The 21,916-nt window shown below is 64.6% G+C and carries 24 protein-coding genes and 2 pseudogenes; 5 read left to right on the forward strand and 21 right to left on the reverse strand.

The features are described from left to right. Nucleotides 1–21: 21 nt before the first annotated feature. The gene (locus H566_RS0111955) at nucleotides 22–402 is read right to left on the reverse strand and encodes a low molecular weight protein tyrosine phosphatase family protein (RefSeq protein WP_051378682.1); all 381 of its coding nucleotides are present in this window, start codon (nucleotides 400–402) and stop codon (nucleotides 22–24) included. A 491-nt stretch (nucleotides 403–893) separates the two neighbouring features. Then, nucleotides 894–1,709, reverse strand: coding sequence for an abortive infection family protein (locus H566_RS28320; protein WP_084545025.1), 816 nt, complete (start codon nucleotides 1,707–1,709; stop codon nucleotides 894–896). A gap of 86 nt (nucleotides 1,710–1,795) precedes the next feature. Between H566_RS28320 and H566_RS28325 the strand changes: the two are divergent. Then, nucleotides 1,796–2,134, forward strand: a pseudogene (locus tag H566_RS28325) (transposase); the annotation flags it as partial. Between the two features lie 109 nt (nucleotides 2,135–2,243). Here the strand turns inward: H566_RS28325 and H566_RS30485 are convergent. After that, nucleotides 2,244–2,759 carry an NINE protein gene (locus H566_RS30485; protein WP_211238081.1) on the reverse strand — a complete coding sequence of 172 codons (516 nt, stop codon included), beginning with the start codon at nucleotides 2,757–2,759 and terminating at the stop codon, nucleotides 2,244–2,246. Nucleotides 2,760–2,822: 63 nt separating this feature from the next. Here H566_RS30485 and H566_RS0111970 point away from each other — a divergent pair, with 63 nt between their 5' ends. Then, nucleotides 2,823–3,830: an IS110 family RNA-guided transposase gene (locus tag H566_RS0111970; RefSeq protein ID WP_034411506.1), complete on the forward strand. Its 1,008-nt coding sequence runs from the start codon at nucleotides 2,823–2,825 to the stop codon at nucleotides 3,828–3,830. 470 nt (nucleotides 3,831–4,300) lie between these two features. Here H566_RS0111970 and H566_RS29005 read toward each other — a convergent pair whose 3' ends face one another. From H566_RS29005 to H566_RS0111995, 7 genes are all read right to left on the reverse strand, one after another. Beyond that, nucleotides 4,301–4,918: a TRADD-N-associated membrane domain-containing protein gene (locus H566_RS29005; RefSeq protein ID WP_156924406.1), complete on the reverse strand. Its 618-nt coding sequence runs from the start codon at nucleotides 4,916–4,918 to the stop codon at nucleotides 4,301–4,303. A gap of 110 nt (nucleotides 4,919–5,028) precedes the next feature. Beyond that, nucleotides 5,029–5,589, reverse strand: coding sequence for a hypothetical protein (locus H566_RS29010; RefSeq protein ID WP_156924407.1), 561 nt, complete (start codon nucleotides 5,587–5,589; stop codon nucleotides 5,029–5,031). Between the two features lie 531 nt (nucleotides 5,590–6,120). After that, nucleotides 6,121–6,627 carry a hypothetical protein gene (locus H566_RS0111975; protein WP_028311623.1) on the reverse strand — a complete coding sequence of 169 codons (507 nt, stop codon included), beginning with the start codon at nucleotides 6,625–6,627 and terminating at the stop codon, nucleotides 6,121–6,123. A 215-nt stretch (nucleotides 6,628–6,842) separates the two neighbouring features. Then, nucleotides 6,843–7,322, reverse strand: a complete 480-nt coding sequence (locus H566_RS0111980; protein ID WP_028311624.1) for a DUF2269 family protein — start codon at nucleotides 7,320–7,322, stop codon at nucleotides 6,843–6,845. Nucleotides 7,323–7,325: 3 nt separating this feature from the next. After that, a complete protein-coding gene (locus H566_RS0111985; protein WP_028311625.1) occupies nucleotides 7,326–8,669 on the reverse strand; it encodes an SDR family oxidoreductase in 1,344 nt (447 codons plus the stop codon). 4 nt (nucleotides 8,670–8,673) lie between these two features. Beyond that, nucleotides 8,674–9,291 (reverse strand): methyltransferase domain-containing protein, encoded by a 618-nt coding sequence (locus H566_RS0111990; RefSeq protein ID WP_028311626.1) that lies wholly within the window; start codon nucleotides 9,289–9,291, stop codon nucleotides 8,674–8,676. A 51-nt stretch (nucleotides 9,292–9,342) separates the two neighbouring features. Next, a complete protein-coding gene (locus H566_RS0111995) occupies nucleotides 9,343–9,762 on the reverse strand; it encodes a secondary thiamine-phosphate synthase enzyme YjbQ (protein ID WP_028311627.1) in 420 nt (139 codons plus the stop codon). A 232-nt stretch (nucleotides 9,763–9,994) separates the two neighbouring features. Between H566_RS0111995 and H566_RS0112000 the strand changes: the two genes are divergently transcribed. Beyond that, on the forward strand, nucleotides 9,995–10,942 hold the full coding sequence (locus H566_RS0112000) for a helix-turn-helix transcriptional regulator (protein ID WP_169732526.1): 948 nt from the start codon (nucleotides 9,995–9,997) through the stop codon (nucleotides 10,940–10,942). Nucleotides 10,943–10,979: 37 nt separating this feature from the next. Here the strand turns inward: H566_RS0112000 and H566_RS0112005 are convergent, their stop codons facing one another. Together H566_RS0112005 and H566_RS0112010 are read right to left on the reverse strand one after the other, a co-directional pair. Then, nucleotides 10,980–12,320 (reverse strand): type II toxin-antitoxin system HipA family toxin, encoded by a 1,341-nt coding sequence (locus H566_RS0112005; protein WP_028311629.1) that lies wholly within the window; start codon nucleotides 12,318–12,320, stop codon nucleotides 10,980–10,982. After that, the gene (locus H566_RS0112010) at nucleotides 12,317–12,571 is read right to left on the reverse strand and encodes a helix-turn-helix domain-containing protein (protein WP_028311630.1); all 255 of its coding nucleotides are present in this window, start codon (nucleotides 12,569–12,571) and stop codon (nucleotides 12,317–12,319) included. The genes H566_RS0112005 and H566_RS0112010 overlap by 4 nt, the downstream gene beginning before the upstream one ends. 95 nt (nucleotides 12,572–12,666) lie before the next feature. Between H566_RS0112010 and H566_RS0112015 the strand changes: the two genes are divergently transcribed. Beyond that, entirely contained in the window at nucleotides 12,667–13,266 is a 600-nt protein-coding gene (locus tag H566_RS0112015; protein ID WP_028311631.1) for a hypothetical protein, read from the forward strand. A gap of 47 nt (nucleotides 13,267–13,313) precedes the next feature. Here H566_RS0112015 and H566_RS0112020 read toward each other — a convergent pair whose 3' ends face one another. From H566_RS0112020 to H566_RS0112045, 6 genes are all read right to left on the reverse strand, one after another. After that, entirely contained in the window at nucleotides 13,314–14,138 is an 825-nt protein-coding gene (locus H566_RS0112020) for an alpha/beta fold hydrolase (protein WP_028311632.1), read from the reverse strand. Between the two features lie 101 nt (nucleotides 14,139–14,239). After that, entirely contained in the window at nucleotides 14,240–15,841 is a 1,602-nt protein-coding gene (locus tag H566_RS0112025; RefSeq protein ID WP_028311633.1) for an MFS transporter, read from the reverse strand. Continuing rightward, a complete protein-coding gene (locus tag H566_RS0112030) occupies nucleotides 15,834–16,229 on the reverse strand; it encodes a DoxX family protein (RefSeq protein WP_034411509.1) in 396 nt (131 codons plus the stop codon). Before H566_RS0112030 ends, H566_RS0112025 begins: the two co-directional genes overlap by 8 nt. Next, nucleotides 16,229–18,127 carry an amidohydrolase gene (locus H566_RS0112035; protein ID WP_028311635.1) on the reverse strand — a complete coding sequence of 633 codons (1,899 nt, stop codon included), beginning with the start codon at nucleotides 18,125–18,127 and terminating at the stop codon, nucleotides 16,229–16,231. The genes H566_RS0112030 and H566_RS0112035 overlap by 1 nt, the downstream gene beginning before the upstream one ends. Then, on the reverse strand, nucleotides 18,120–18,458 hold the full coding sequence (locus H566_RS24700) for a XapX domain-containing protein (protein WP_034411511.1): 339 nt from the start codon (nucleotides 18,456–18,458) through the stop codon (nucleotides 18,120–18,122). The genes H566_RS0112035 and H566_RS24700 overlap by 8 nt, the downstream gene beginning before the upstream one ends. 17 nt (nucleotides 18,459–18,475) lie before the next feature. Continuing rightward, nucleotides 18,476–19,129, reverse strand: coding sequence for a hydrolase (locus H566_RS0112045; protein ID WP_028311636.1), 654 nt, complete (start codon nucleotides 19,127–19,129; stop codon nucleotides 18,476–18,478). A gap of 372 nt (nucleotides 19,130–19,501) precedes the next feature. Between H566_RS0112045 and H566_RS29015 the strand changes: the two genes are divergently transcribed. Next, nucleotides 19,502–20,434, forward strand: coding sequence for a DUF2971 domain-containing protein (locus tag H566_RS29015; RefSeq protein WP_156924408.1), 933 nt, complete (start codon nucleotides 19,502–19,504; stop codon nucleotides 20,432–20,434). 361 nt (nucleotides 20,435–20,795) lie between these two features. Here the strand turns inward: H566_RS29015 and H566_RS29640 are convergent, their stop codons facing one another. From H566_RS29640 to H566_RS27475, 3 genes and pseudogenes are all read right to left on the reverse strand, one after another. After that, nucleotides 20,796–20,981 (reverse strand): transposase, encoded by a 186-nt coding sequence (locus H566_RS29640; protein ID WP_211238092.1) that lies wholly within the window; start codon nucleotides 20,979–20,981, stop codon nucleotides 20,796–20,798. Next, nucleotides 20,957–21,172, reverse strand: a complete 216-nt coding sequence (locus H566_RS30565) for a hypothetical protein (protein ID WP_425387931.1) — start codon at nucleotides 21,170–21,172, stop codon at nucleotides 20,957–20,959. The genes H566_RS29640 and H566_RS30565 overlap by 25 nt, the downstream gene beginning before the upstream one ends. A gap of 11 nt (nucleotides 21,173–21,183) precedes the next feature. After that, a pseudogene (locus tag H566_RS27475) lies at nucleotides 21,184–21,660 on the reverse strand (IS5 family transposase); the annotation flags it as partial. Nucleotides 21,661–21,916: the final 256 nt, after the last annotated feature.

A 21,916-nucleotide genomic window follows, 5' to 3' on the forward strand; every position in this document is an offset into this window, starting at 1 on the left:
ACGGCAAGGTGACGCCGCAATTCATGCCTTCGGCAGGAAGCGCGGCAGCTTCGATTCGAGAATTTCGACGAGCGCCGGGTCCATGAATTGATAGTCGTCGGAAATGTCGAGGCAGACGATGCGGGCCTTGCCGAGATGCTTTCTGAACTTCTGCGAAAGCTTGCTGCGGTGCGCCTTCTCCATGACGAAAATGATTTCTGCCCATTTGAGAAGCTCGGGCGTCACGGGATTGTCGGCATCGTGGTTCACCCCGGCCGAGGCGCATTCGAAGCCGGGGTATTTCGAGAATACCTGCTCGGCGGTCGGACTGCGCAGGCGGTTCTTGCCGCAAATAAAGAGGATGCGGGTAGCGCGAAAGCCGATATCCAAGTCGCTCTTCCCCTTTGGCGTTGGATATTCCATGTCTGCACGGCAGACCATGCCAGCAAACCGGCACGAGCCGGTAGCGCGTCAACCAAGCCGTGCGGCCAACTGCTCTGAATGAACTACCTTGATGAGCGCCAAAGCATGCTGTTTCCAGCGACGTGAATGATGGCCTTGACGGGTATCGACTTACCGAGATGACAACAGCGCCCGCCAAGGTATAAGACAACGCCGACCGAATTCCAAGAAAGGCTGATAGCCGTCAAGGCGTTGATGGCACCGGATACGCATTGAGGAAGCAGGAGCCGCCAAGGAATGATGTTTCCATTCCAGGCGTTGACGACGACTTCGACGGACTATTCAAGAAGATCACTTTCAACAATGCGCGGCGGGACCATAAGCTGATTAACGCCAAGGTTAACCGGCGCCGGAGCGTGAAGCGCGGAGGGCACCAACACTGGCCATGAAAATGCCAAAGGCATGGCCAGTGTTGGCGTCCGCGTTGAACCGACAGTTAGACCACGGGCGGCTCATTTTTTCCTTTTGTCCCACGACTCAATGACATAAAGCGCAACGGTATGGGCTGCATGTATTGCAAGCCTGGCGTGACGTGGCTCCAGCTTGTATGACTTCTTGCCTGCGCCGTGCGCTGAACTTGCATGTGTTCGGAGGGCGCCGATGCCATCAACGACGGCAAATAGCCCCGTTAGGATGGTTTGAAGGTCTTGGTCTTCAACGATGCTTGGATCAAAGCCCAAATGCTTGCGAACAATGGTCCAAACAGGCTTCAAATCCTGTTTGGCTGGCATGTCGATCTGTTCTTCTGAGATGTGGACCTTACACAGTGATTCAAGGATGTTGCTTGCTGCAGAGACAGCCTCTCGCGGACCTGATTCGACATTTTCCATCGCACGATGAAATTCCTGCTCGATGGATGGGATGTCGCGGCCTCGAATGAACTCTTCGAGGGTTCTTGTTGGCGCCCCGAGCGAAGCGACAATGTGCCCGCCCCGCATGTACTTCAGTTCATAGCGGGCTAGTGCTTTGTTGATCTTGTCCTGCTCCGGCGTGACCGTAGCCGGAGGAAAGTCGTCAAAGGGACTAGCTGTGGGTGGCGGCTCCTCCATGTAGCCCTCAATGATTCGACCGAGGACTTGAAGCGGATTGGCACATTCCTTATTTGTTCGTCGAAGCCACTCAAGTGCTTTGACATGCTTGCTGCCTGCCGGAGGTTCTTCCGGCGCACCACCATGCAGAAATAGGCTATCGAGCGAGGCATGCGTCTCTCGCTCAGCCACAATGTCGGCGACTGCGCTAATTAACGGCGATGGAATTAGATTCGACATTTCGAAGAGTGGTCTAACGTGCTAGCTCACGGGGGCCTGTCAGAAATTTCGTGCTTGCGGCATAACCCCTCCCTGAAGGAGCCGCCATGACCCGCAAGGCCAAAGCCACCGCAGCCTACGCCAATCTCCCGACGATTCCGAAGGAATTGCTCGATCAATTGGGCAATGGCCCGATGACCGCCGACGCGATCAACGCCGCGTCGCTCGCTTTCAAGAAGGCCCTGATCGAACGCGCGCTCGGTGGTGAATTGAACCATCACCTCGGCTATTCCTCCGGCGAGGCCAAGCCCGCCGAGCAATCCACCCGCCGCAACGGCAAGAGCGAAAAGACCGTCCTCACCGACGACGGCCCGATCCGCATCGACATACCACGTGACCGCGATTCGAGTTTCGAGCCCATTCTCATTGCGAAACACGAACGCCGTGACCGGCGCACAGCGGCGAGGGGCCGCGTGGCGCTCTGTGAAATCGTGCGCCACGCGGCCCCTCGCCGCTGTGCGTCCGTGTCGACGGTTGAGTTAGAACTCGTTTCGGTCACGTCAGCTTATCTCCCGCTGCGTCGTACGTTACGGTAAAGCACTCGATGACAACCCAGATTAAGACGATCACAAACCCGATCACAAACCAACCAAGAATCAGCACCGTGAGCAACTGCGCGAAGCCCCGTCCTAGGTAGCCAGCATAGAAATTGTGGACACCAAGCATGCCAAAGAATAGTGCGAGGATGATGTAAACGCCGCGGCTTCTTGCCGACTTCACAACCTGCGGAGCCGGAGGAGGCGCGTAAGTTGAGCCCGCGCTTCCGGTTTCCGAGTAGTAGGGGTTGTCCGCCAGCAGTGACTTCGGTGAAGCAGTGGGCGGCAAAGCCTTTGCGGCTTCTCGATCGCGCTTTAGCGGATAGCCACAGTGAGGACAACTATCAGCCTGGTCAGAGACCTGGGCCTTGCATTCCGGACAAGCAATAAGCGGCACTGTTCCCCCTATGGGTTCTAACGAATAAAAGGGACTTTCCCGTCCCGAAGCTGCGGCGCAGAAGCCGCTGAACGGCACTGACGTGCCACGAGGAGTTTCTCACGACTCATCACGTTTATTTTCGAAGGTAGCGAAGTCCATATGCGAGTTGGTATCGATCTTGCGCTGCAAGTTTTAGCACTCCATGCCGTCAATGAATCCTGCAAGGCGATTCTGGTGAGGCCGAAGGTCAGCAGGAAGGAACTGCTCGGCGCGATTGCAGCTCTCCCGCCGTGCGTGATCGGCATGGAAGCCTGCTCGGGCGCGCATTTCTGGGCACGGCAGTTCGAGCGGTTCGGTCATACGGTCAGATTGATGGCGCCGAAGCTGGTTGCGCCTTATCGAATGTCGGGTAAACGCGGAAAGAATGACGCCGCCGATGCGGCAGCCATTTGCGAGGCGGCCAGCCGGCCGAGCATGCGTTTCGTGCCGATCAAATCCGAGCATGCGCAGGCGGTGCTTTGTCTGCATCGGGTGCGCACCGGCTTGGTCAAGGAAAGAACCGCGACGATCAATCGTCTGCGCGGATTGCTCAGCGAATTTGGCGTGGTGCTGGCGCTCAAGGCACAAACCGTTCGCCGGGAAGCCGGTGCTGCGCTTGATGGCTTGCCGGGCTACGCGCAGCGGGCCATCGGCGATCTGCTGTCGCATCTGCATTTCCTCGACGATCGCGTCGGTGAATACGACGTACTGATCCGGGAGGCGGCCCGTGCCGATGCACGCAGCAAGCGCCTGATGGAAATGCCCGGCATTGGTCCGACGACAGCCAGTGCGCTTCTCGCCAGCATTGGCAATGGTCATGATTTCAGGGCGGGGCGGCAATTCGCGGCCTGGCTGGGATTGACGCCGGGGCAATACAGTTCGGGTGGCAAAGCCCGGCTCGGAAGAATCACGAAGGCCGGTGATGCCTATTTGCGAACGCTGCTCATTCTGGGTGCCCGTGCCGTATTGGCGAGTGCGAAGGAGAAGACCGACCGAATCAGTCGATGGGCCATGTCGATTGCCGAGCGACGCGGCTATTGGCGCGCGGTGGTGGCAATCGCGGCGAAAAACGCGCGCATGGCCTGGGCGATGCTGGCAAAAGGTGAATCCTTTGCACCAGTTGCCTGACACGATTTCCACATCGGCCCCGATCTACATTTTTGATTGAGCAGTACCGGCTTGTTCGTTCGCGTGACTGCACGCGTTGATGTGCAAGGTTGGACCTGCGCGGGGATGGCCTGTTGAATTCTGGGGGATGGCGTAATTGCCAAGCCCGGCTAACGATCGAGGCCCCTGCGCGCGTCTTTCATCAGGGTCAGAGGTGATTTGATTGCCTCGCAAAGACCGGTTGTAGTTTCGCAGTCCTTTCCTTGCCGATTCGACGCTGTCAGTCCTTATTGAACGATTCGCCGAATGCCGTGATTCAATGGCTGGTTTTTCGTGAGCCTGCAATCATTCAGGTCGGGGCCGGCTTTTCTTGACAGACGGGGAAGCCCTTGTAGACGGAGGTCAGCGGCAGGCCGACAGCGTAGCTGGCGGACTGTCCGCTGGACCGGATTGTTAGCCAGAAATTTGGAGTGCACCTGATCACCAGTATTTTAACTTAATTCTTTATTTTGATCGGATGCCAATTTGGATGCATATGATCCGTTGACAAAGGATTCAATTAACTTGGCTTTGGTTGCTGATTTTAAATCATTGGGGGCGGAAATTTCGGTCATCGTGTCCAGTATCTGCATGGCCATGCCTACAGAGTTGATCCGCTCCATCATCTTCATTTGGGTTTCAGTACGATTAATTGAGGATTTATATAAAAGTAAAAAAGTTGCCCCAATAAATTGAGAAACGACTCCGCTAACGGCTGCGAGTATGCCGGAATTATTGTTTGCGGGCTGGGTGTATGAAAGAACTACACCAAACATTATTATGCCAAAGCCAAATATCATCGATAAGAGACTCAGTTTATAGATGAGGGATGCCTGTTCAATATTTTGAAGAAAATGTTTTTCTAAGGTCAGTCTGGCAACATCCCACGAAGCCTTGCTATTTTCCGGCCCCTCCTTAGATTTGGATTCCGCAGCATCTATTTTTTGTGTGATCTCCTTAATTTGTTTTGAACCGCTGTATGTTCCGAAATAGTAGCTTGCAATCTCTACTATCGTCACCGCTGACGCACCTGCAACAAAACTAATTAAAGAAAATTGTCCTTCAAGCATATTTCACCTTGATGTAGAAGGAAGAGCCCGTCATTGAGGGCTAACGTTCGACATGAGCGGCGTGACGCGGCAGGCGAAGCCTGCCGTGGCACGTCCGCTCGATGGAGGGGTTAGGCCTCGCCCGGCTTCGGACTGAATGTTTCAACTGCATTCTGTACAACCTTCGCAACGTACTGTTCCTCCGTGAGTTCACCGAAGTAGGGTTCAGCGGTCGCTTGAATTCTGTCGAGAATGTGAGCGATGCGTTGCTCTACTTCTTTGCTTTGCGGAACAGCCGGGCGCCCCAGAGAAACGGCGATCATTACGTGAAACGCCACTTTTGCGGCTACGCGGATCTCTTTCATGTATTCCTGAAGCCGACTGCAGCCATCCGGTGTCTTGATGTCAAACCACGGCGCCATGAAGAGGTTGTGTACAAACAGATTTCGCTTCTCAAGAAGTTCATCGAATGTGTCTGAGAAGTGCTCCGGCAATTCAGTACGTTCCGCGAAGTGCTTCATCAATCGGCCGAGCGTCTCCTTGTCTCGGAGTAGAACTTTCTGGAGCTTTTGATCTGCTTCCGAGGCAGTGACCATGCTGAGAAGTACGGCAGCCAAGTAATGTTCGAACTTCTGAAGAACAAGCACCGTTTCTCCAATCATGAGAACGGTGAAGTCGCGGGTGCTTTGCATGTTAGGCCTAACTAGTTTTATCGTGCACACCGCGCCGGATAACACCTTTCCTGACGCGACACCTACGCGCAACCATAACCGCAACCTACTGATTGGACTAACGATTCCTCTGGTAGGACAATGCAGTCCGAGTACTAAAACTCACGTCAAAGGCAGCATTCCACAACGGCGACCACAGGTCGTGCGTGATAACACCGTCAATGCGTAATAACACCACCAACAAGACCAAAGAAATCTTCATTCAATCAACGAGTTACAACGAGGCATAAGGGTATTCGCTGATACTAACTGCACGTGCACAGCGCCGTCGAACGACGCTAGTTGTCCCGCTCAATGACAGGTAGCCGAGTTGAATGCAGGCGATTGAAATTGACGATTATTCCGCCAATTCATTGATCAAACTGAACATATGCGCCGACCGCAATCCTGCGAACGTATTGCACACAATGAACCAACCGAAACCAGCAATCCCCGCCCTCCTATCCATTCCGCCACCGCAATACGCCCCCGCCAATTGCCATCCCCAATTCCTCAATCCTCTACCCTCCGCAAGAACCCCGGCCGCACCGCCCTCCCCCTCCCCCGCCTCACCAGCGACGCCGCTGCCAACCCCAGCGCCAGCGCCCCGTAAACCCCCGCCATCGACCCCATCCGCAGCCGCTTCTCGAACCCCGGCGTGAACCGCTTAGGCGTGAGCCCGTAATCGACGAAGCATGCGAGCGCCGCGACCGCCGCGCCGCCGCACAGCGCATGCACCGCGCTCCTCTCGGCGCGCTCGCCGAAGGCCTTCTCGTACACTGTGCTCCAGACCATCGTCGCGCCGTGGTGGGTCGCGTAGCCGAGGGCGGTGTGCTTCACGTCGGCTTCGTCGCGCGCGGCGGCACGGTCGCCCCAGTACCAGTGACTGGTCGCGTTCATCGCGGCGGGCGCGCTGCCCGATTCGCGCTTCGTGCGCCAGGAGGCGACGAGCGCCGAGGCAAGGCTGGCGAGCGCTCCGGAGAGCATCGAATCGTGCAGGGCCTGGTTCCAGGTCTTCATGGCGGGGTTCCTCTCGGCTGATGGCGTCAGGCATCAGGCTGGAGCCGCGCGGCGCCCGGCACGCCCGGCCGGCGCGCCTGCGGCCTGTCGGCGGGCGGCGCGGGCGCTTGCGCGACAAGGCCCACACACCGCACCGCACCGTGCCGTGCCATGCACGGGCGCCCGAGCCGGAACCGCGCCATCGGCAGCCCACCCGCGCCGTCAGCCGAACGCCGTCAGCCGAACACCCCGCCCGCCGGCTTCGCCACCATGAGCCAGAACACCACCACCAACGCGAAGAACGCCGGAATCCCCAGCCCTACCCACACCGCCAGCCAGCGCCAGTACTCGCGCGGCAGCGGCCCGCCGGCATCGGCGGCGGTCTGGGCGATGTCGCGCAGGCGGATCTGTATCCACACCACCGGCGCCCAGCACAGGAAGGCGAGTCCGTAGAGCAGCAGCGCATGCAGCACCCAACCGCTCAGGATCGGAAAGCCCGCGATGTGCGCGAGCCAGAGGCCGCTGGCGATCTGCACGACGCCGCTGCTGCCAGTGAACAGCCAGTCGCCGATGACGACGAGGCGGCCGACGCCGGCCGTGAGCTTCGCGTCGCGGGTGAGCGCGGCCATGAACATGTAGAACGCGGTGCCGATGCCGGTGCCGAACAGGATGGTCGCCGAGACGATGTGGACGACCTTGAGCGCGAAGTAGTCCATGCGTCAGGCGCTCCGGTCGAGCCGGTGCAGCAGCCACAGCGCGGCGAGCATCGGCAGGTTCTTGAGGATGGGGCCGTAGGGGTGGAGCCAGAACTCCGGCAGCCGCCAGGTGATGACGAGCGTGTAGCCGGCGATGAGCGCGGCCTGCGCTGCCCAGAGCCAGCGCGGCCGGCCGGGCCAGAGGCAGGCGATGCCGAAGGCGAGGTCGAGCAGCGCGGCGCCGACCAGCGCGATGACGCCGGCCTGGCCGGTGATGCCGGTGCGCGCGAGCAGGTCGAGGCTGGCCGCCACCGGGTAGAGGCCGAGCGAGACGATGGCGGTCCAGATCCACACCGCCGCGATCGCCACGCGCAGCAGCGGCAGCAGCCAGTCGAGCTGGGCGCGCAGGGCCGCAAGCGCTTGCAGGTCGGGCGAGACGAAGCTGCCGACCGGGCGCGGCGGGTGGCCGAGCAGGGCGGTGGTGGCGGCCGGGTCGGCGGTGTTGCCGCGTTCGAGCATGCCGAGGCTGGCGCTGTCGATGGGCAGGGCGTGCCAGCGGTCGCCGAGCGCGGCGATGGGGCGCATGAGCGCGGCGGGCACGGGCAGGAAGCGCGGCCGGCCGGCGATGCCGAGGGCGGCGCGCAGGCGGATGAGCCAGTCGCGCAGAGTGAGCGGCTCGGGGCCGACGAGGGGGAGCGTGAGGCTGTGCGGCGCGGCGCCGGCGACAAGGGACCGGTGCGCGGCGGCCTTCACCGCGAGCGGCAGTTCTGCCGCCCTGCCCTCGACCAGCGCCACCAGCGCCGCGACCAGATCGTCGATGTGGATGGGCTGGATGCGCTGCTCGCCCCGGCCCGGCAGCGCGGTGACGGGCGCGCCGGCCATGAGGCTGAACAGCCGCGCGCTCGCGCCGCCGGTGCCGAACACGATCGACGGCTGGACGATGGCCGAGTCGATCGGCAGCGCGCGCAGCGCCTCGTCGGCGGCGCGCTTGCTGAGGTGGTAGGCGCTGCGGGCGTCGGCATCGGCGCCGAGGGCGGAGATCTGCACGATGCGCTTCACGCCCGCGCGCGTCGCGGCCTCGAACACGGCGCGCGGCGCGGCGTCGTGCAGGGCCGCGAAGGTTTGCGAAGGCGTCTCGCGCAGGATGCCGACGGCGTTCACCACCACGTCCACGCCCGCGAGGCGCGGCAGCCAGACGGCGGGCGAGAGGTCGCGCGTGAAGTCGGCGGCGATCGTGGCCGGGCCGGCGCGGCGCGCGGTGCCGAGCACATGGTGGCCGCGCGCCGCGAGCGCCTCGGCGAGGTGGCGGCCGATGAAGCCGCGCGCGCCGAGGATGAGGACGGTGAGCGGCGGCGGCGCGGCGTTCATGGCGTCAGCGCCTGACGAGCCGCGCGGCCAGTTCATGCCCCGCGCTCAGGTTGGGATGCGGCACGCGCGCATACGGCGGCTTCGGCCAGTCCCACACCGTCTCCGGCAGCAGCGCGCGCATGCCGTTGATGTCGCAGTGGTAGGGCGGGCCTTCGATGAGCCCTTCGTCCATCGCGCCGGGGCGCGGCATCTGCATGAACAGCGCGAACAGTTCGCCGCCGGGGCGCAGCCATTGCGCGAGCCGCGCGGTGTAGGCGGTCCAGTGCTCGGGGTGGAGGGCGCAGAGGCAGGTCTGTTCGTAGATGGCGTCGAAGGGCGCGGTGGGCGTGTAGGCGAGCACGTCGGCCTGCACGACGCTGGCGTCCAGCCCTTCGGCGGCGAGGCGGGCGCGCGTGGTTTCGACGGCGGCGGCGGTGTAGTCGATGCCGGTCACGTCAAAGCCTCGGCGCGCGAGTTCGGCCACTTCCCAGCCCTTGCCGCAGCCGGGCACGGCGACGCGGCAGGGCTTGAGCGCGCCGCCGTCGAGCCAGGCGAGCAGTTGCGGGCTCGGGCCGCCCCGGTCCCAGCCGGTCTGCCGGGTGTCGAAGCGTTGCTGCCAGAAATCGGGCGTGGGGCCGGCCATCGTGCTTGTCCTGTGGGTGGGTGAAGCCGCGATGTTGCACCGCTGCCGGCGCTAGTCACCCATCAGATGCAACACGACCTGTCGCCGGTGCGGCGCATGCCGGTGCTCGAACACGTACACGCCCTGCCATGTCCCGAGCACGAGCGCCCCGCCGATCAGCGGCACCGACAGCTGCGTGGCCGTCAGCGCGCACCGCACATGCGCCGGCATGTCGTCGGGGCCTTCGCTGCGGTGGATGAACAGCGGGTCGCCGTCGGGCACGAGGCGGTCGAGAAACGCTTCTAGGTCGGTCTGCACGTCGGGGTCGGCGTTCTCCTGGATCAGTAGGCTGGCCGAGGTGTGGCGGATGAAGACGGTGAGCAGGCCGTCGCGCGCGCCGGTGCCGCGCAACCAGGGGCGGATGGCGTCGGTGATCTCGGTCAGGCCCCGGCCGCGCGTGCGGATGTCGAGGGTGGTGTGCCATTGGCGCATGCGTGTCTCTCGCTGAAGGGGTTGCCGGCGGGCGCGAATTGTCGCAAGGCGGGCGCGGTCGCCGCGGGTCCGACCGCCGGGCACGAATTTGTGACGCGGCGACGGCGCGAGGACCGGGCCGTATCAGAATCCGTCGGGGCTTGCGCGCCGGCATCCGTCATTGCACGGTCCGGCGCGATCCCGGACCGGGCGCATCCCGACGCCCGGCCGCACATGGCGCACTGGAGTTCCGATGACGATCGTGTCAGCACTTCCCCGAGGCGCCTCGGCGCCGCCCTCCCCATCGCGGCCGGTGGCCGGCGCCACCGACACGCTCGGCTGCCAGGCCTCGCGGCTCGCGCGCAGCCAGGAACTCGCGCTCGACGGCATGCGGCTCTATCGCAAGTCGGCCGGGCCGGAGCATCTCGATGTGGTCGAGACCGCGCCGTCCTCGCGCGGGATGCTGCTCGGCGTGTCGCTCGCGGGCGGGCATCGGCGCCGCATCCTCCAGTCGCATCGCGCGACGGCGGTGGACTTCGAGCGCGGCTCGATCTATCTGCGCGATTTCGGCGAGCGCTACCGCGCCGACATGAAGACGCCTTTCGACTTCCTGCTGCTGGAGCTGCCGCAGGCGCACTGGGCGCGCGCCGCCGAGGAGGCGGGCGGGCCGCCGGGCGCCTCGCCGGGCTGGGTCGCGGGGGTGCGCGACGAGGTGCTAGAGCATCTGGCGCTCGCGCTGCTGCCAGCGCTTGCAAGGCCGACACCGGCGACGCGGCTGTACGCCGAGCAGGTCGCGGTGGCCATGACGACGCACATCGTGCAGCGCCACGTCGGCGGCATGCACGCCACCTCGCGCACGCGGCGAATGCTGTCGCGCGGGCAGGAGCGGCGCGCGAAGGACATGCTGCGCGGCAGCCTCGACGGCAGCATCACGATCGCCGCGATCGCCGAGGCCTGCGAGCTGTCGCGCAGCTATTTCATCGCGGCCTTCCGCCAGACCACGGGGCTGACGCCCTACCAGTGGCTGCTCGCCCAGCGCGTCGCGCACGCGCAGACGCTGCTCGGCAATTCGGACCTGCCGCTCGCCGACATCGCGGCGGCCTGCGGCTTTGCCGACCAGAGCCATCTCACGCGGGTGTTCACCCAGCATGTGGGGCTGCCGCCGGGGCGGTGGCGGCGGGAGGCGGTGCTGGGGCGGTGAGGCGGGCGGGCGTGCCCCGCCGAAAAACCCGACCGCCTCACGGCTTCCCGAGCAGCGGCGACCGCCCGATCCTCTCCGTCTCCGCCTTCAATTTCTCCGGCGCCGAGAAGCCCTCGAACGCCTCCCCCGCCCGCCACTCGCCGACCGCGTACACGCGCCGGTCGCGCAGACCGTTCACACCTTCGGCCCAGGCCAGCAGCATCCGCTTGCCGATGTCGCGAAAGCCCTCGTGCGTCGCCATCGCCGCGCGCACGGCCAGCCCGGTGTCGGCCACGGCGTCGCTGATCGCCTCGACCAGCAGCGCCTGCTCGCGCGGCGCGATGCCGAAGCCGGCGGCGATGAAGGCTTGCAGCTGGCGGCCCGGCGTCCAGGTCTTCCGGCCCATGAACTCGATGGCCGGCGGGTTGTGCTGGAAGCCGGCGTACACGCTCGTGCTCAGCAGGTCGTAGGCCGGCGACAGCCGCGCGTCGGCGCGGCCGGTGTAGACGAGCGCGAGGTTCTTCGCATGGCAGTCGGCGTTGCGCAGCGCGTAGGTGAGGAGCAGCAGCGCCGCGAGCCGGCGGAAGCTGTCGAGCCTCAGCTCGCCCGGCACGTGATGGCGCACCGCACGCGCGATGCGCTCCCAGGTCGTCTCGTACTTGGCGGCCGGGCGCAGCCCGAGCAGCGCGCAGAAGTCCTCCATGCCGAGATGCGGCTGACCGGCCTCGTCCACGTCGAAGCGGTGCACGACCAGCGCCTGACCGTCGTCCGACACCTCGGTGCGCGCAGTCGGCACCACCTTCGCCGCCACCTGCATGCACAGATGCTCGTTGAGCGCGACGAAGGGCAGCTGCCGGCTCGATCCCTTGATGATGTGGCGCCGAGTGATGACGCTCGCCTTGCGGTGCCCGCCGATGAGCGGCGCGGCGGGCGCGGCCTCCTCGGCCTCGTCGAGGAACTTGGGCACCACGCCCGACACGCCGCTCGTCGCATGCCGCCTGACCAACTCGGCGAAGGCGGCCTCGGAGTTGTCGCCGCGCAGCAGATCGGCAACCTCGACCGGGCTGGCCGGCTGATCGAGCGTCGCGCCCGGCGGCGCCACCCGCACCCGCCCGACCATGTTGCGGCCGATGACCGTGAGCAACGCCAGCGGGCTCGCGCCGATGTGCGGCCCGAACTGCTCCTGCAAGACCTGGAGCAGATAGCCCTCGGGCAGGTTCATCTGGAGCACGGGCGGCAACTGGTCGTCCCACACCCAGGATTCGGTGCGCACCGGCATCGTGAGCGACACGAAATCGTCGGGCGCGGTGCCCGCGTGATAGCCGAGCACGCTGCGGAAGTCGCCCGCCGATTCGAGCACCGCGACCTCGCGGCCGAGCACATGCACGGCGAGCTTCATGAGGCGTTGCGCTCGCGGCGCAGTTCGTCGAGCGTGCCGGCCTGGCCGCTCGGCGTGATGTCGAGTTCGAGGCCGAGCACCGCCAGCACCGCGAGCAGCTTGCGCGCGCCGAATTCGGCGCCGCGCCCGCGCTCGAAGCGCGACAGCGATTCGGCCGTGATGCCGGCCAGTTCGGCCACGGCCTGCTGCCGCAGGCCGCGCGCCTTGCGATGCGCGGCGACGGCTTCGCCGAGTTCATGAAGGGTTTGCATCTTGATATTTGTATCAAGAATCTGGCTTTTTACGCCAGAACTTGATGCAAATATCAATTTTCTTCGGTGCCACGCTTCCGGCGCATCATTGCCGCATGCCCGCCACCTTCCGCCTGCCGATCAGGCCCGCCTGCCCGGGCGCCCTGCTCGCCGCGCTCATCCTCACTGCCTGCACCCACGCACGCGACATCCGCCCGATCGACCTGCCGCTGGCCGCCACCGTCATCGAGGTGCGCGACGAGCGTCCGGCGCGGCGGAACCGACCCGAGGGCAAGCCGGTGCGCGTCGGCCACGACACCAACGGCTTCGGCGAATCGGTCGATCCGAGCTTCATCCTCGCGGGCCGCATCGAAGACGTCGTGCGCGATCACGCGCTGGCCGCGCTCGCGGCGCGCGCCGCCGGCATGCCGGCGGATACCCGGTTCGAACTGGGCGTGCGGACCTTCCACGCCGAGGTGCGCGACCGCTGGCCGGGCAAGGTGATCGTCGCCGAACTCGATCTCGCGGTGCGGCTCGCGGGCGCCGGCCGTCCACCGGTCGATTGCCGCATCACGCTCGCGCGTACCGGCGCGGCCTTCATGAACTGGCGCGGCACCACCGGCTACGAGGACCGCGTCGCCGCCGCGCTCGCCGCCCTCCTCGACGAAGGACTCGCGCAACTGCCGGACGACACCGGCCCGGGCGGCTGCCACTGACGGCAGGCCGCGAGCATCCGGGCCAGCCCGCCGGCCTTCCACGACGGTCAGCCCAACCCGCCCACAAACGCCATCAGATCCGCATTGAGCCGATCCTTGTCGTTCCACGCCGTCGCATGCTGCGCGCCCTCGTACACGATGAGCTTCGCGCCCGCGATCATCTTCGCCGCCAGCCGCCCGGTCGGCTCCAGCGGCACGATCTGGTCATCGTCGCCGTGGATAACGAGCGTCGGCACGTCGATGCGCGCCATGTCGGGCCGGAAGTCAGTCTCGCTGAAGGCGGTCACGCAATCGATCGTCCCCTTGATCGACGCCTGCATCGCGATGCCGAAGGTCTGCTTCAGCACACCCTGCGACACGCTGATGTGCTCGCGGTTCGTGCCGTAGAAGATGGCCGCGAAGTCGTCGAGAAACTGCGCGCGATCGGCCGCGAGCCCCGCGCGGATGCCGTCGAACACCGCCTTGTCCGGCCCGTCATGGTCGGCCGTCTTCATGAACATCGGCGTGACGGCGCTCACGAGCGCGAGGCCGCGCACGCGCGACGAGCCTTCGCGCGCGAGGTAGCGCACCACATCGCCGCCGCCCATCGAGAAGCCGACGAGCACCACGTCGCGCAGGTCGAGCGCCTCGATCAGCTCGCCGATGTCGTCGGCGAAGGTGTCGTAGTCGTAGCCGTTCCAGGGCTGGCTCGACCGGCCGAAGCCGCGCCGGTCGAAGGCGATCACGCGCCAGCCGCGCTCCGCGAAATGCAGCATCTGCGCATCCCACATGTCGGCATTCAGCGGCCAGCCGTGGCTGAACAGGATCGGGCGGCCACGGCCCCAGTCCTTGTAGTACAGCTCGGTGCCGTCGCGCAGGGTCAGCATGGTCATGGCGTTCTCCGGTGGAGTGGAAGGAGGCCGCCGCGCGGGCGGCCGATGCGGGCGCCGGCCGCGCCCGATGCGCCGCCCGCCGACCCGCGAACTGGCGCGCCCTAGAGCGCGAGGAAGTGCCTCACCTCGGGCCGGCCGCCACCGCGCTGGAAGCGCAGCAGCCCGGCCTGGAGGTCGGCATCGGCATGAGACACGCGGTGGTGCTGGCGCAGATGCTCGGCCCAGGACTCGACGAGAAACCACTCGACCACGCGCTCCGGGTCGGCGGCGTCCTCCTGCACGCCCCAGGCATAGGCGCCGTCGCGCCGGCGCTGATCCGACAGCCGCCGCAGCACCGCGAGGAAGTCGGCGCGCTCGTCGGCGCCGATGCGGTACTCGATCTGCACCATCACCGGCCCGCGGTCGTGCGCCACCTCGTCGGCCAGCGCCGGCTCGGGCCAGTGGTGCGAGGGCGTGAGGTCGGCCTCGCCGGGCGGCAGGCGCAGGCGGTGGAAGACGGCCGCCATCAGCAGCAGGCCGGCGGCCGCCGCCACGAGCGTCATCGGCACGCCGACGCGCTGCGCCACCAGCCCCCAGCCGAGGCTGCCGGCCGCCATCGCGCCGTTGAAGACCGTGAGGTACACCGCCAGCCCGCGCCCGCGTACCCAGTTGGGCAGCACCGATTGCGTGACGCCGTTGAGCGAGGTGAGCGCGACGATCCAGCCCACGCCCAGCAGCGCGAGCAGCGCCACCGCGAGCCATTGCGGCGGCGCGAGCACAAGCCCGCCGAGCACGCCCGCCGCGATGAGCGAGGCGAGCAGCAGCAGGCCGTTGGCATCGAGCCGCGCGCGCAGCCGGGGCATGACGATGGCGCCGCCGATCGCGCCCGCGCCCACCGCGCCCATGAGCAGGCCGTAGAAGCCCGCGCCGCCGCCGAGCATCTGGCGCGCGACCAGCGGCAGCAGCGCCCAGGCCGCGCTCGCGAAGGCGAAGAACACCGCCGCGCGCAGCAGCACCACATGCAGCTCGCGGCTCGCGCGCGCAAACCGCAGCCCGGCGCGGAAAGCGCTTGCAAAGCTCTCCTGCAAGCCGTCCTGCGGCGGCGGCGGACGCTTCCACCACAGCAGCGCGGCGATGACGAACACATAGCTCAGCACGTCGGCGCCGTAGGTGAGCGCCGCGCCGAAGGCCGCGAGCAGCGCGCCGCCGAGCGCCGGCCCGACCGCACGCGCGATGTTTACGCCGAGCGAATTGAGCGCGACCGCGCTGCGCAGGTCGGCGCGCGGCACCAGCTCCGGCACGATCGACTGCCAGGTCGGCCCCATGAGCGCCGCGCCCACGCCGCCCGCGAAGGTCAGCGCGATCAGCAGCTCGACCGTGAGCGCGCCCGCGCGCGACAGCAGCAGCAGCGCGAGGCTCACCGCGCCGAGCAGCAGCTGCACGCCGATCAGGAAGCGGCGCCGGTCGAGGATGTCGGACAGCACGCCGGCCGGGATCGCGAGCAGGAACACGGGCAGCGTCGCCGCCGTCTGGATGAGCGCGGCGGCGGCGGGGCTGGGCGACAGCTCGGTCACGAGCCAGCCGCTCGCCACGTCGCGCATGAAGCTGCCGATGTTGCCGAGCACGGTCGCGATCCAGAGCACGGCGAACACGGGCCGGCGCAGCGGGGCGAAGCTGCCGCCCGAAGCGGCGGCCGGCGCGGGGGAAGGGACGGCTTCAGTCATCGCGCGGCTCCCGCAGGTCGTGCCAGGCGACGAGCAGGAAGCCGCCGACCAGGCCCAGATGCTCGAAGAAGGCGTTCTCGGCCATGAAGCGCTCACCGGCCGGCAACTCCCAGAAGCGCAGCGCGACGAAGGTCGCGCCGAGCGTGAACAGCGCGAGCAGCAGCGCGCCGAGCCAGCGCGCGACGCCGCTGAGCACGAGCGCCGAGGCGCCGAGTTCGAGCGCGATCACACCGACCGCGAGCGGCAGCGCCGGTTGCAGGCCGAAGTGCCGCATCTCGGCAACGGCGCCGGCCGGATCGAAGGCCTTGACCAGGCCACCCTGGAGGTAGGCGGCGCACAGCAGCAGCAGCGCCACCCAGCGCAGGCGCGGATCGAGGCGCGCCCCCATCACACCGCCCAGCAGGCGCAGCCGAGCGCGCCCCAGAAGCCCGCGGTGTCGGCCACCGGCACGCCGCTGCCCCAGGCCCGCGCATGCGCATGGCCGTGCACCCCGCAAGCGCTTGCACAACCGCAGCCCGCGCCCGCGAGCACGCCCGGGCCGGCGCGCAGCGCGGCCTGCATCGGCCGGCCGCCCTCGCCCCAGGCCGCATAGCCGCCGTAGCGGCGCACCGGCGACCAGTCGGGCATCGCGGGCGGCGGGCCGTCGGTGTCGAGCGCGGCGAAATCGCCCGCGCCCCACACCACCTTGCCGCCCACCATCGTCAGCAGCGAACTCGTGCCGGCGATGTCGGCCTCGGCGCAGGCGAAGAAGTCGCGGTCGGGCACGACCAGATCGGCGAGCTGGCCCGGCGCGATGCGACCCTTCTTGCCTTCCTCGTTCGAGAACCAGGTGACGTTCTCGGTCCACATGCGCAGCGCGTCGTCGCGGCTCAGGCAGTTGCGGCGCGGCGTGAGCTGGAGCCCGCCCACGGTCCGGCCGGTGATGAGCCAGCTCAGCGACACCCAGGGGTTGTACGAGGCGACGCGCGTGGCATCGGTGCCGGCCGACACCTTCACGCCCTTGCCGAGCAGGCGCGCGACCGGCGGCGTGGCCTCGGCCGCCGCCGCGCCGTAGCGCGCGACGAAATCCTCGCCCTGGTAGGCCATGCGGTGCTGCACGGCCACGCCGCCGCCGAGCGCCGCGACGCGGTCCATCGACGCCTCGGAAATCGTCTCGGCATGGTCGAAGAACCAGTTGAGGCCGGCGAGCGGAATGTCGCGGTTGACGCGCTCGAACACGTCGAGCGCGCGGCGGATGGTCTCGTCGTAGGTGGCGTGCATGCGCCAGGGCCAGCGGTTCTCGGCCAGGATGCGCACCACCTGTTCCAGCTCGCCTTCCATCTCGGGGCCGAGTTCGGGGCGCGGCTCGCGGAAGTCCTCGAAGTCGGCGGCCGAGAACACCAGCATCTCGCCCGCGCCGTTGTGGCGGAAATAGTCGTCGCCCTGGCGGTAGCGCGAACTCGCGGCCCAGCGCAGGAAGTCTTCCTTCTCCTGCTTCGGCTTTTGCGTGAACAGGTTGTAGGCGAGGCGCACGGTGAGCTGGCCGGCCTCGGCCAGTTCGCGGATCACCTCGTAGTCCTCGGGATAGTTCTGGAAGCCGCCGCCCGCGTCGATCGCGCCCGTCACGCCCAGCCGGTTCAGCTCGCGCATGAAGTGGCGCGTCGAGTTGATCTGGTACTCCGGAGGCAGCTTTGGCCCCTTGGCGAGCGTGGCGTAGAGGATGCCGGCGTTGGGCTTGGCGAGCAGCAGGCCGGTCGGGTTGCCGGCGCTGTCGCGCGCGATCTCGCCGCCGGGCGGCGCGGGCGTGTCGCGCGTGTAGCCGACGGCGCGCAGCGCGGCGCCGTTGAGCAGCGCGCGGTCGTAGAGGTGGAGGATGAAGACCGGCGTGTCGGGCGCGACGGCGTTGATCTCGTCGAGCGTCGGCAGGCGCTTTTCAGCGAACTGGTGCTCGGTGAAGCCGCCCACCACGCGCACCCATTGCGGCGCGGGCGTGATCGCCACCTGCGCGCGGAGCATGGCCATCGCGTCGGCGAGGCTGGTCACGCCGTCCCAGCGCAGTTCGAGGTTGAAGTTGAGCCCGCCGCGGATCAGGTGCAGGTGGTTGTCGATGAGGCCGGGCAGCACCGGCCGGCGGCGCAGGTCGATCACGCGGGTGGCCGGGCCGGCAAGCGGCAGCACGTCTGCGGCCCGGCCGACGCTGGCGAAGCGGCCGTCGCGGATGGCGACGGCGTCAGCCTCGGGGTTGGCGCGGTCGAGCGTGGTGAAGCGGCCGTTGTGCAGGATGAGGTCGGGGGCGGTGTCAGCCATGGCGCGGCTCCTTCGAAGGGTGGGCGGGCGCGGCGGATTCGCCGGCGGCGTCTAGGCGGGCGGCCTCGGCGCTGCCGGCCGCGAGCGCGACCGGCGCGGCGCAGCGCGGCAGCTCGCCGAACACATGCGGCTTCACCTGCTCATGCAGCCAGGACTGCCGCGCCACCGGATCGACCCAGCGCTTGACCAGCGGCGGCAGCTGCTCGCCGACGAGGATGCCGAGCAGTCCCACGAGCGCGATGACCGGCGGCGCCGGCGAACGCACCTGGAACAGCGCGTAGATGACGCCGACGAGCATGCCGACGCCGAGCGATAGCAGGTAGGGCTTCATGGCCGCGCGCTCCCGCCTCAGCCCTCGTGGGCGTTGAACATCGTCTTGGCGTAGTTGATGCCGATGCCGTAGGCGCCGCCCCAGTGCCTGGCGATGCCGGTGGTCATGTCGTAGGTCTCGGTGCGGGCCCAGTCGCGCTGGAGTTCGAGCAGGTATTGCAGCGAGGTCATGGGCCGCGCGCCGGCCTGGACCATGCGCTGCATCGCGCGTTCATGCGCCTCGGCCGACACGTCGCCGCAGGCGTCGGCAATCACGTACACCTCGAAGCCCTGGTCGATCGCCGACAGCGCCGGCCCGACGATGCACACGCTGGTCCACAGCCCCGCGAGCACGATGCGCGTCTTGCCGATGCGGTTGACCTCGGCGATCACGGCTGCGTCTTCCCAGGTGTTCATCGAGGTACGGTCGAGCATCGCCTTGCCCTCGAAGGCCTCGGTGATCTCGCTGAACATCGGGCCGGAAAAGCTCTTCTCGGCCACCGTCGTGAGGATGGTGCTGACGCCGAAGCCGGCCGCCCCGCGCGAGACCAGCGCCGCGTTGTTGCGCAGCGTGACCGCGTCGATGGAATGCGTCGCGAAGGACATCTGCGACTGGAAGTCGATGAGGATGAGGGTGTGGTCGGCGGGCGAGAGCAGGAGGGCGCCGGGGGTGGGCTTGGCTTCGATCGACATGGGGGGCTCCGGGGGTTGAAGGCGGAGCGATCGTCGGCGGTGGAGCAAACAGGCGTCTTGTCGAAAGGTACTGACGTTTGAAGCCTCGTATCACCCTTTCATCACCTTCTGGCGAGCAGCCCAACACGGCCAAAACATGGCTGCTCAGACTTTATGGAGATAAATAGCCCCAATCCGACAATTCGCTCTCATTCCGCAAATCACTTCAACTGAAACACTTCACCTTCTTCTCTAACGTGGCAAATTCACCAATCCACGACCAACAAGCATCAAGGAAGAGCTATAGCCTCAAGCGCAATCGCGCACAACATAGTGCTATGCTGCAGTAAACAATCGCGAACAACCCCCTAGATATTTGATTCGGAGAAAAACGTGGCACTACAAACCCATGATTGGATTTCATCTCAGGTCGATTTATGCAAATCAAAAAATACTTTCCCCAAAAAATTATATCGATTTCGCACAATTAGACAAAGCAACGATAATTACAAGAATTTTATCGTGGATAGGGAAATTGCCTTGGGTGAAGTTTTTTTAGCTCAATTTGGCCAATTAAATGACCCCGCCGAAGGAAATTTTATTCTTTCTTTTGGTGACATCGAACGCGCAACGGAATATTTTGCCCGAATCCTCACGCCGGAGTCGTGGCGACAATCTGTTCCACCAAACCCTCAATTAAAAAAGATCATTCTTGCAGAAGCAAGAGCGAGAGCCACTCAAGTAATCTACGAGTACGGCAATTATGTAAGCAACGTAATTCAAGACATGCGCTTCTTTACGAGAGAGTTCATTCGTTCCGCCAGTTTTTGCGAAATGCCAGACAATCAAATGATGTGGGCTCACTATGGAAAAATGATAAATCATATAGGAGATGAAATTCCCGGCGGCGGCATTTGTCTCGAATATGAAGTGGATCAAACTTGGTCACGAGCCAATTTAGACAAAGTCATTTACAGCGACTCAACGCCAGTATTCGAAATCTGCAATCGGCAGCACAATGAGCAGCATTGGTTGCAACAAGCCATTTATCGCAAAAATACAGCTTGGCAAGGCGAAGCAGAATGGCGAATTTCATCAGTATTCCCCATGAAAGCAGATCAAAATAGAGCAGTAAATAGAACCACGCAAGGCTCGATTGTCCACATTAACAATGCACCATCAAGAATTATATTTGGGCACAAAATGCCCGGCGACTTTAAGGAGAAAATAGCAACCGAAATCAGAGAAAAGAAAAGAGACGCAAGAATAGCAGAGGCCAAACTCCAGATGTCAAATGGAACAATTCAGATTATAGATCTGGAATAACCGATTATTCGCAGTAAAGCTTATCGGCACCTGTCATGGAACGTCTGAAATTATCAGACCAAGATCAGCTTCTTGACAGACGGGGAAGCCCTTGGCCCCAGTTAACGGCGAATCCGAGGCATTTTTGTCGAAGTTGAACCTACAGTTAGGCTGGTGACAAATTTTGAAGAGAATACGCCACTAGGGATACTCTTCACAAAGCCCCTCAACGCGACAGCTTCGTATTTCGAGGGTGAAGTTGGATGAATTGCCGAGGCATTTTCGCTTCCAATGCCGTTTTACTTGGCGAACGGATCATATTCATCTCCCCGGCAGCGACTCAATCAGGCTCGATGCCACTTGCTGCCTCCATTCGCACCGCCTATACCAACTGCCGGCGTGCCATGAACAGATTCGTCAACGCAAACAGCGAATGAATCTGCGCGGTGTTCTTCTCCAGCCCGCGATAGCGAACGTTGGTGAATCCGAGCTGCCGCTTGATGACCCGGAACAGATGCTCGACCCACGCCCGCACTTTCGAGATCAGGTGATTAATCTGGCGATCCACCTGCCAGCGTGGCTCACCAGGCGTCTTGCGAAGGGCAATGCCGAGGAATTGCCGGCGCTCGGCGCAGCGCCAGCGATATCGGGATAGTCGTAGCCGCGATCCGCCCAGACGACTGTCTCCTCGCCGTGCAGCAGATCGTCGAAATGGCATTTGTCGTTGACGCTGGCGGCGCTGGGGACGACGGTATGCACCAAGCCCGTTCAGCATCGACGCCAATATGGGCCTTCATGCCGAAGTACCACTGCTGGCCATTTTTCGTCTGCGTCATGTCCGGATCGCGCTGGCCATCGGCATTCTTCGTCGAACTTGGGGCGTTGATGATCGTGGCGGTGCGCAGGATCAGCCCGCGCGACTTGAGCAATTGCTGGACTTCGGTGCCGATGGCTTCGGTGAGCTTGTGCTTTTCCAGCAGGTGGCGGAATCGCAGGATCGCGGTGTTGGACGAAATGGCGTCGTCAATCAGGCTCAGCCCGGCAAACCGACGTATCGATTCGCTTTCGTGCAGTTCGTCTTCCATTGCCAGATCGGATAGCGCGAACCATTGCTGCATGAAGTACACGCGCAGCATCGCTTCGAGCGGCAGCGTCGGGCGGCCGCCGCGCGGATTGGTCTTCGGGTAATGGGGTTCGATTACTGAATCGTTCACGAGACTGCTCGCGTTGATATGCAAGGTTAGAGCTGCGTGGGGATGCCCTGCTTAATTCTGTGGGACCGCGTAATTGCCAAGCTCAGCCAACAATCGAGACCCTTGCGCACGTCTTTCATCAAGGCTAGAGGTGATTCGAGTGCCTCGCAAACCGGTTGTAATTCGTAGTCTTTTCCTTGACGATTTGACGTTGTGAGTTCTTATTGAGCAATTGGCCGAAGGTCGTGATTCAATGGCTGGTTTTTCGTGTGCCTGAAATCATTCAAGTCGGGGCTGGCTTTTTCTGACA

This window comes from Derxia gummosa DSM 723, from assembly GCF_000482785.1.
GTDB classification, from domain to species: Bacteria; Pseudomonadota; Gammaproteobacteria; order Burkholderiales; family Burkholderiaceae_E; genus Derxia; species Derxia gummosa.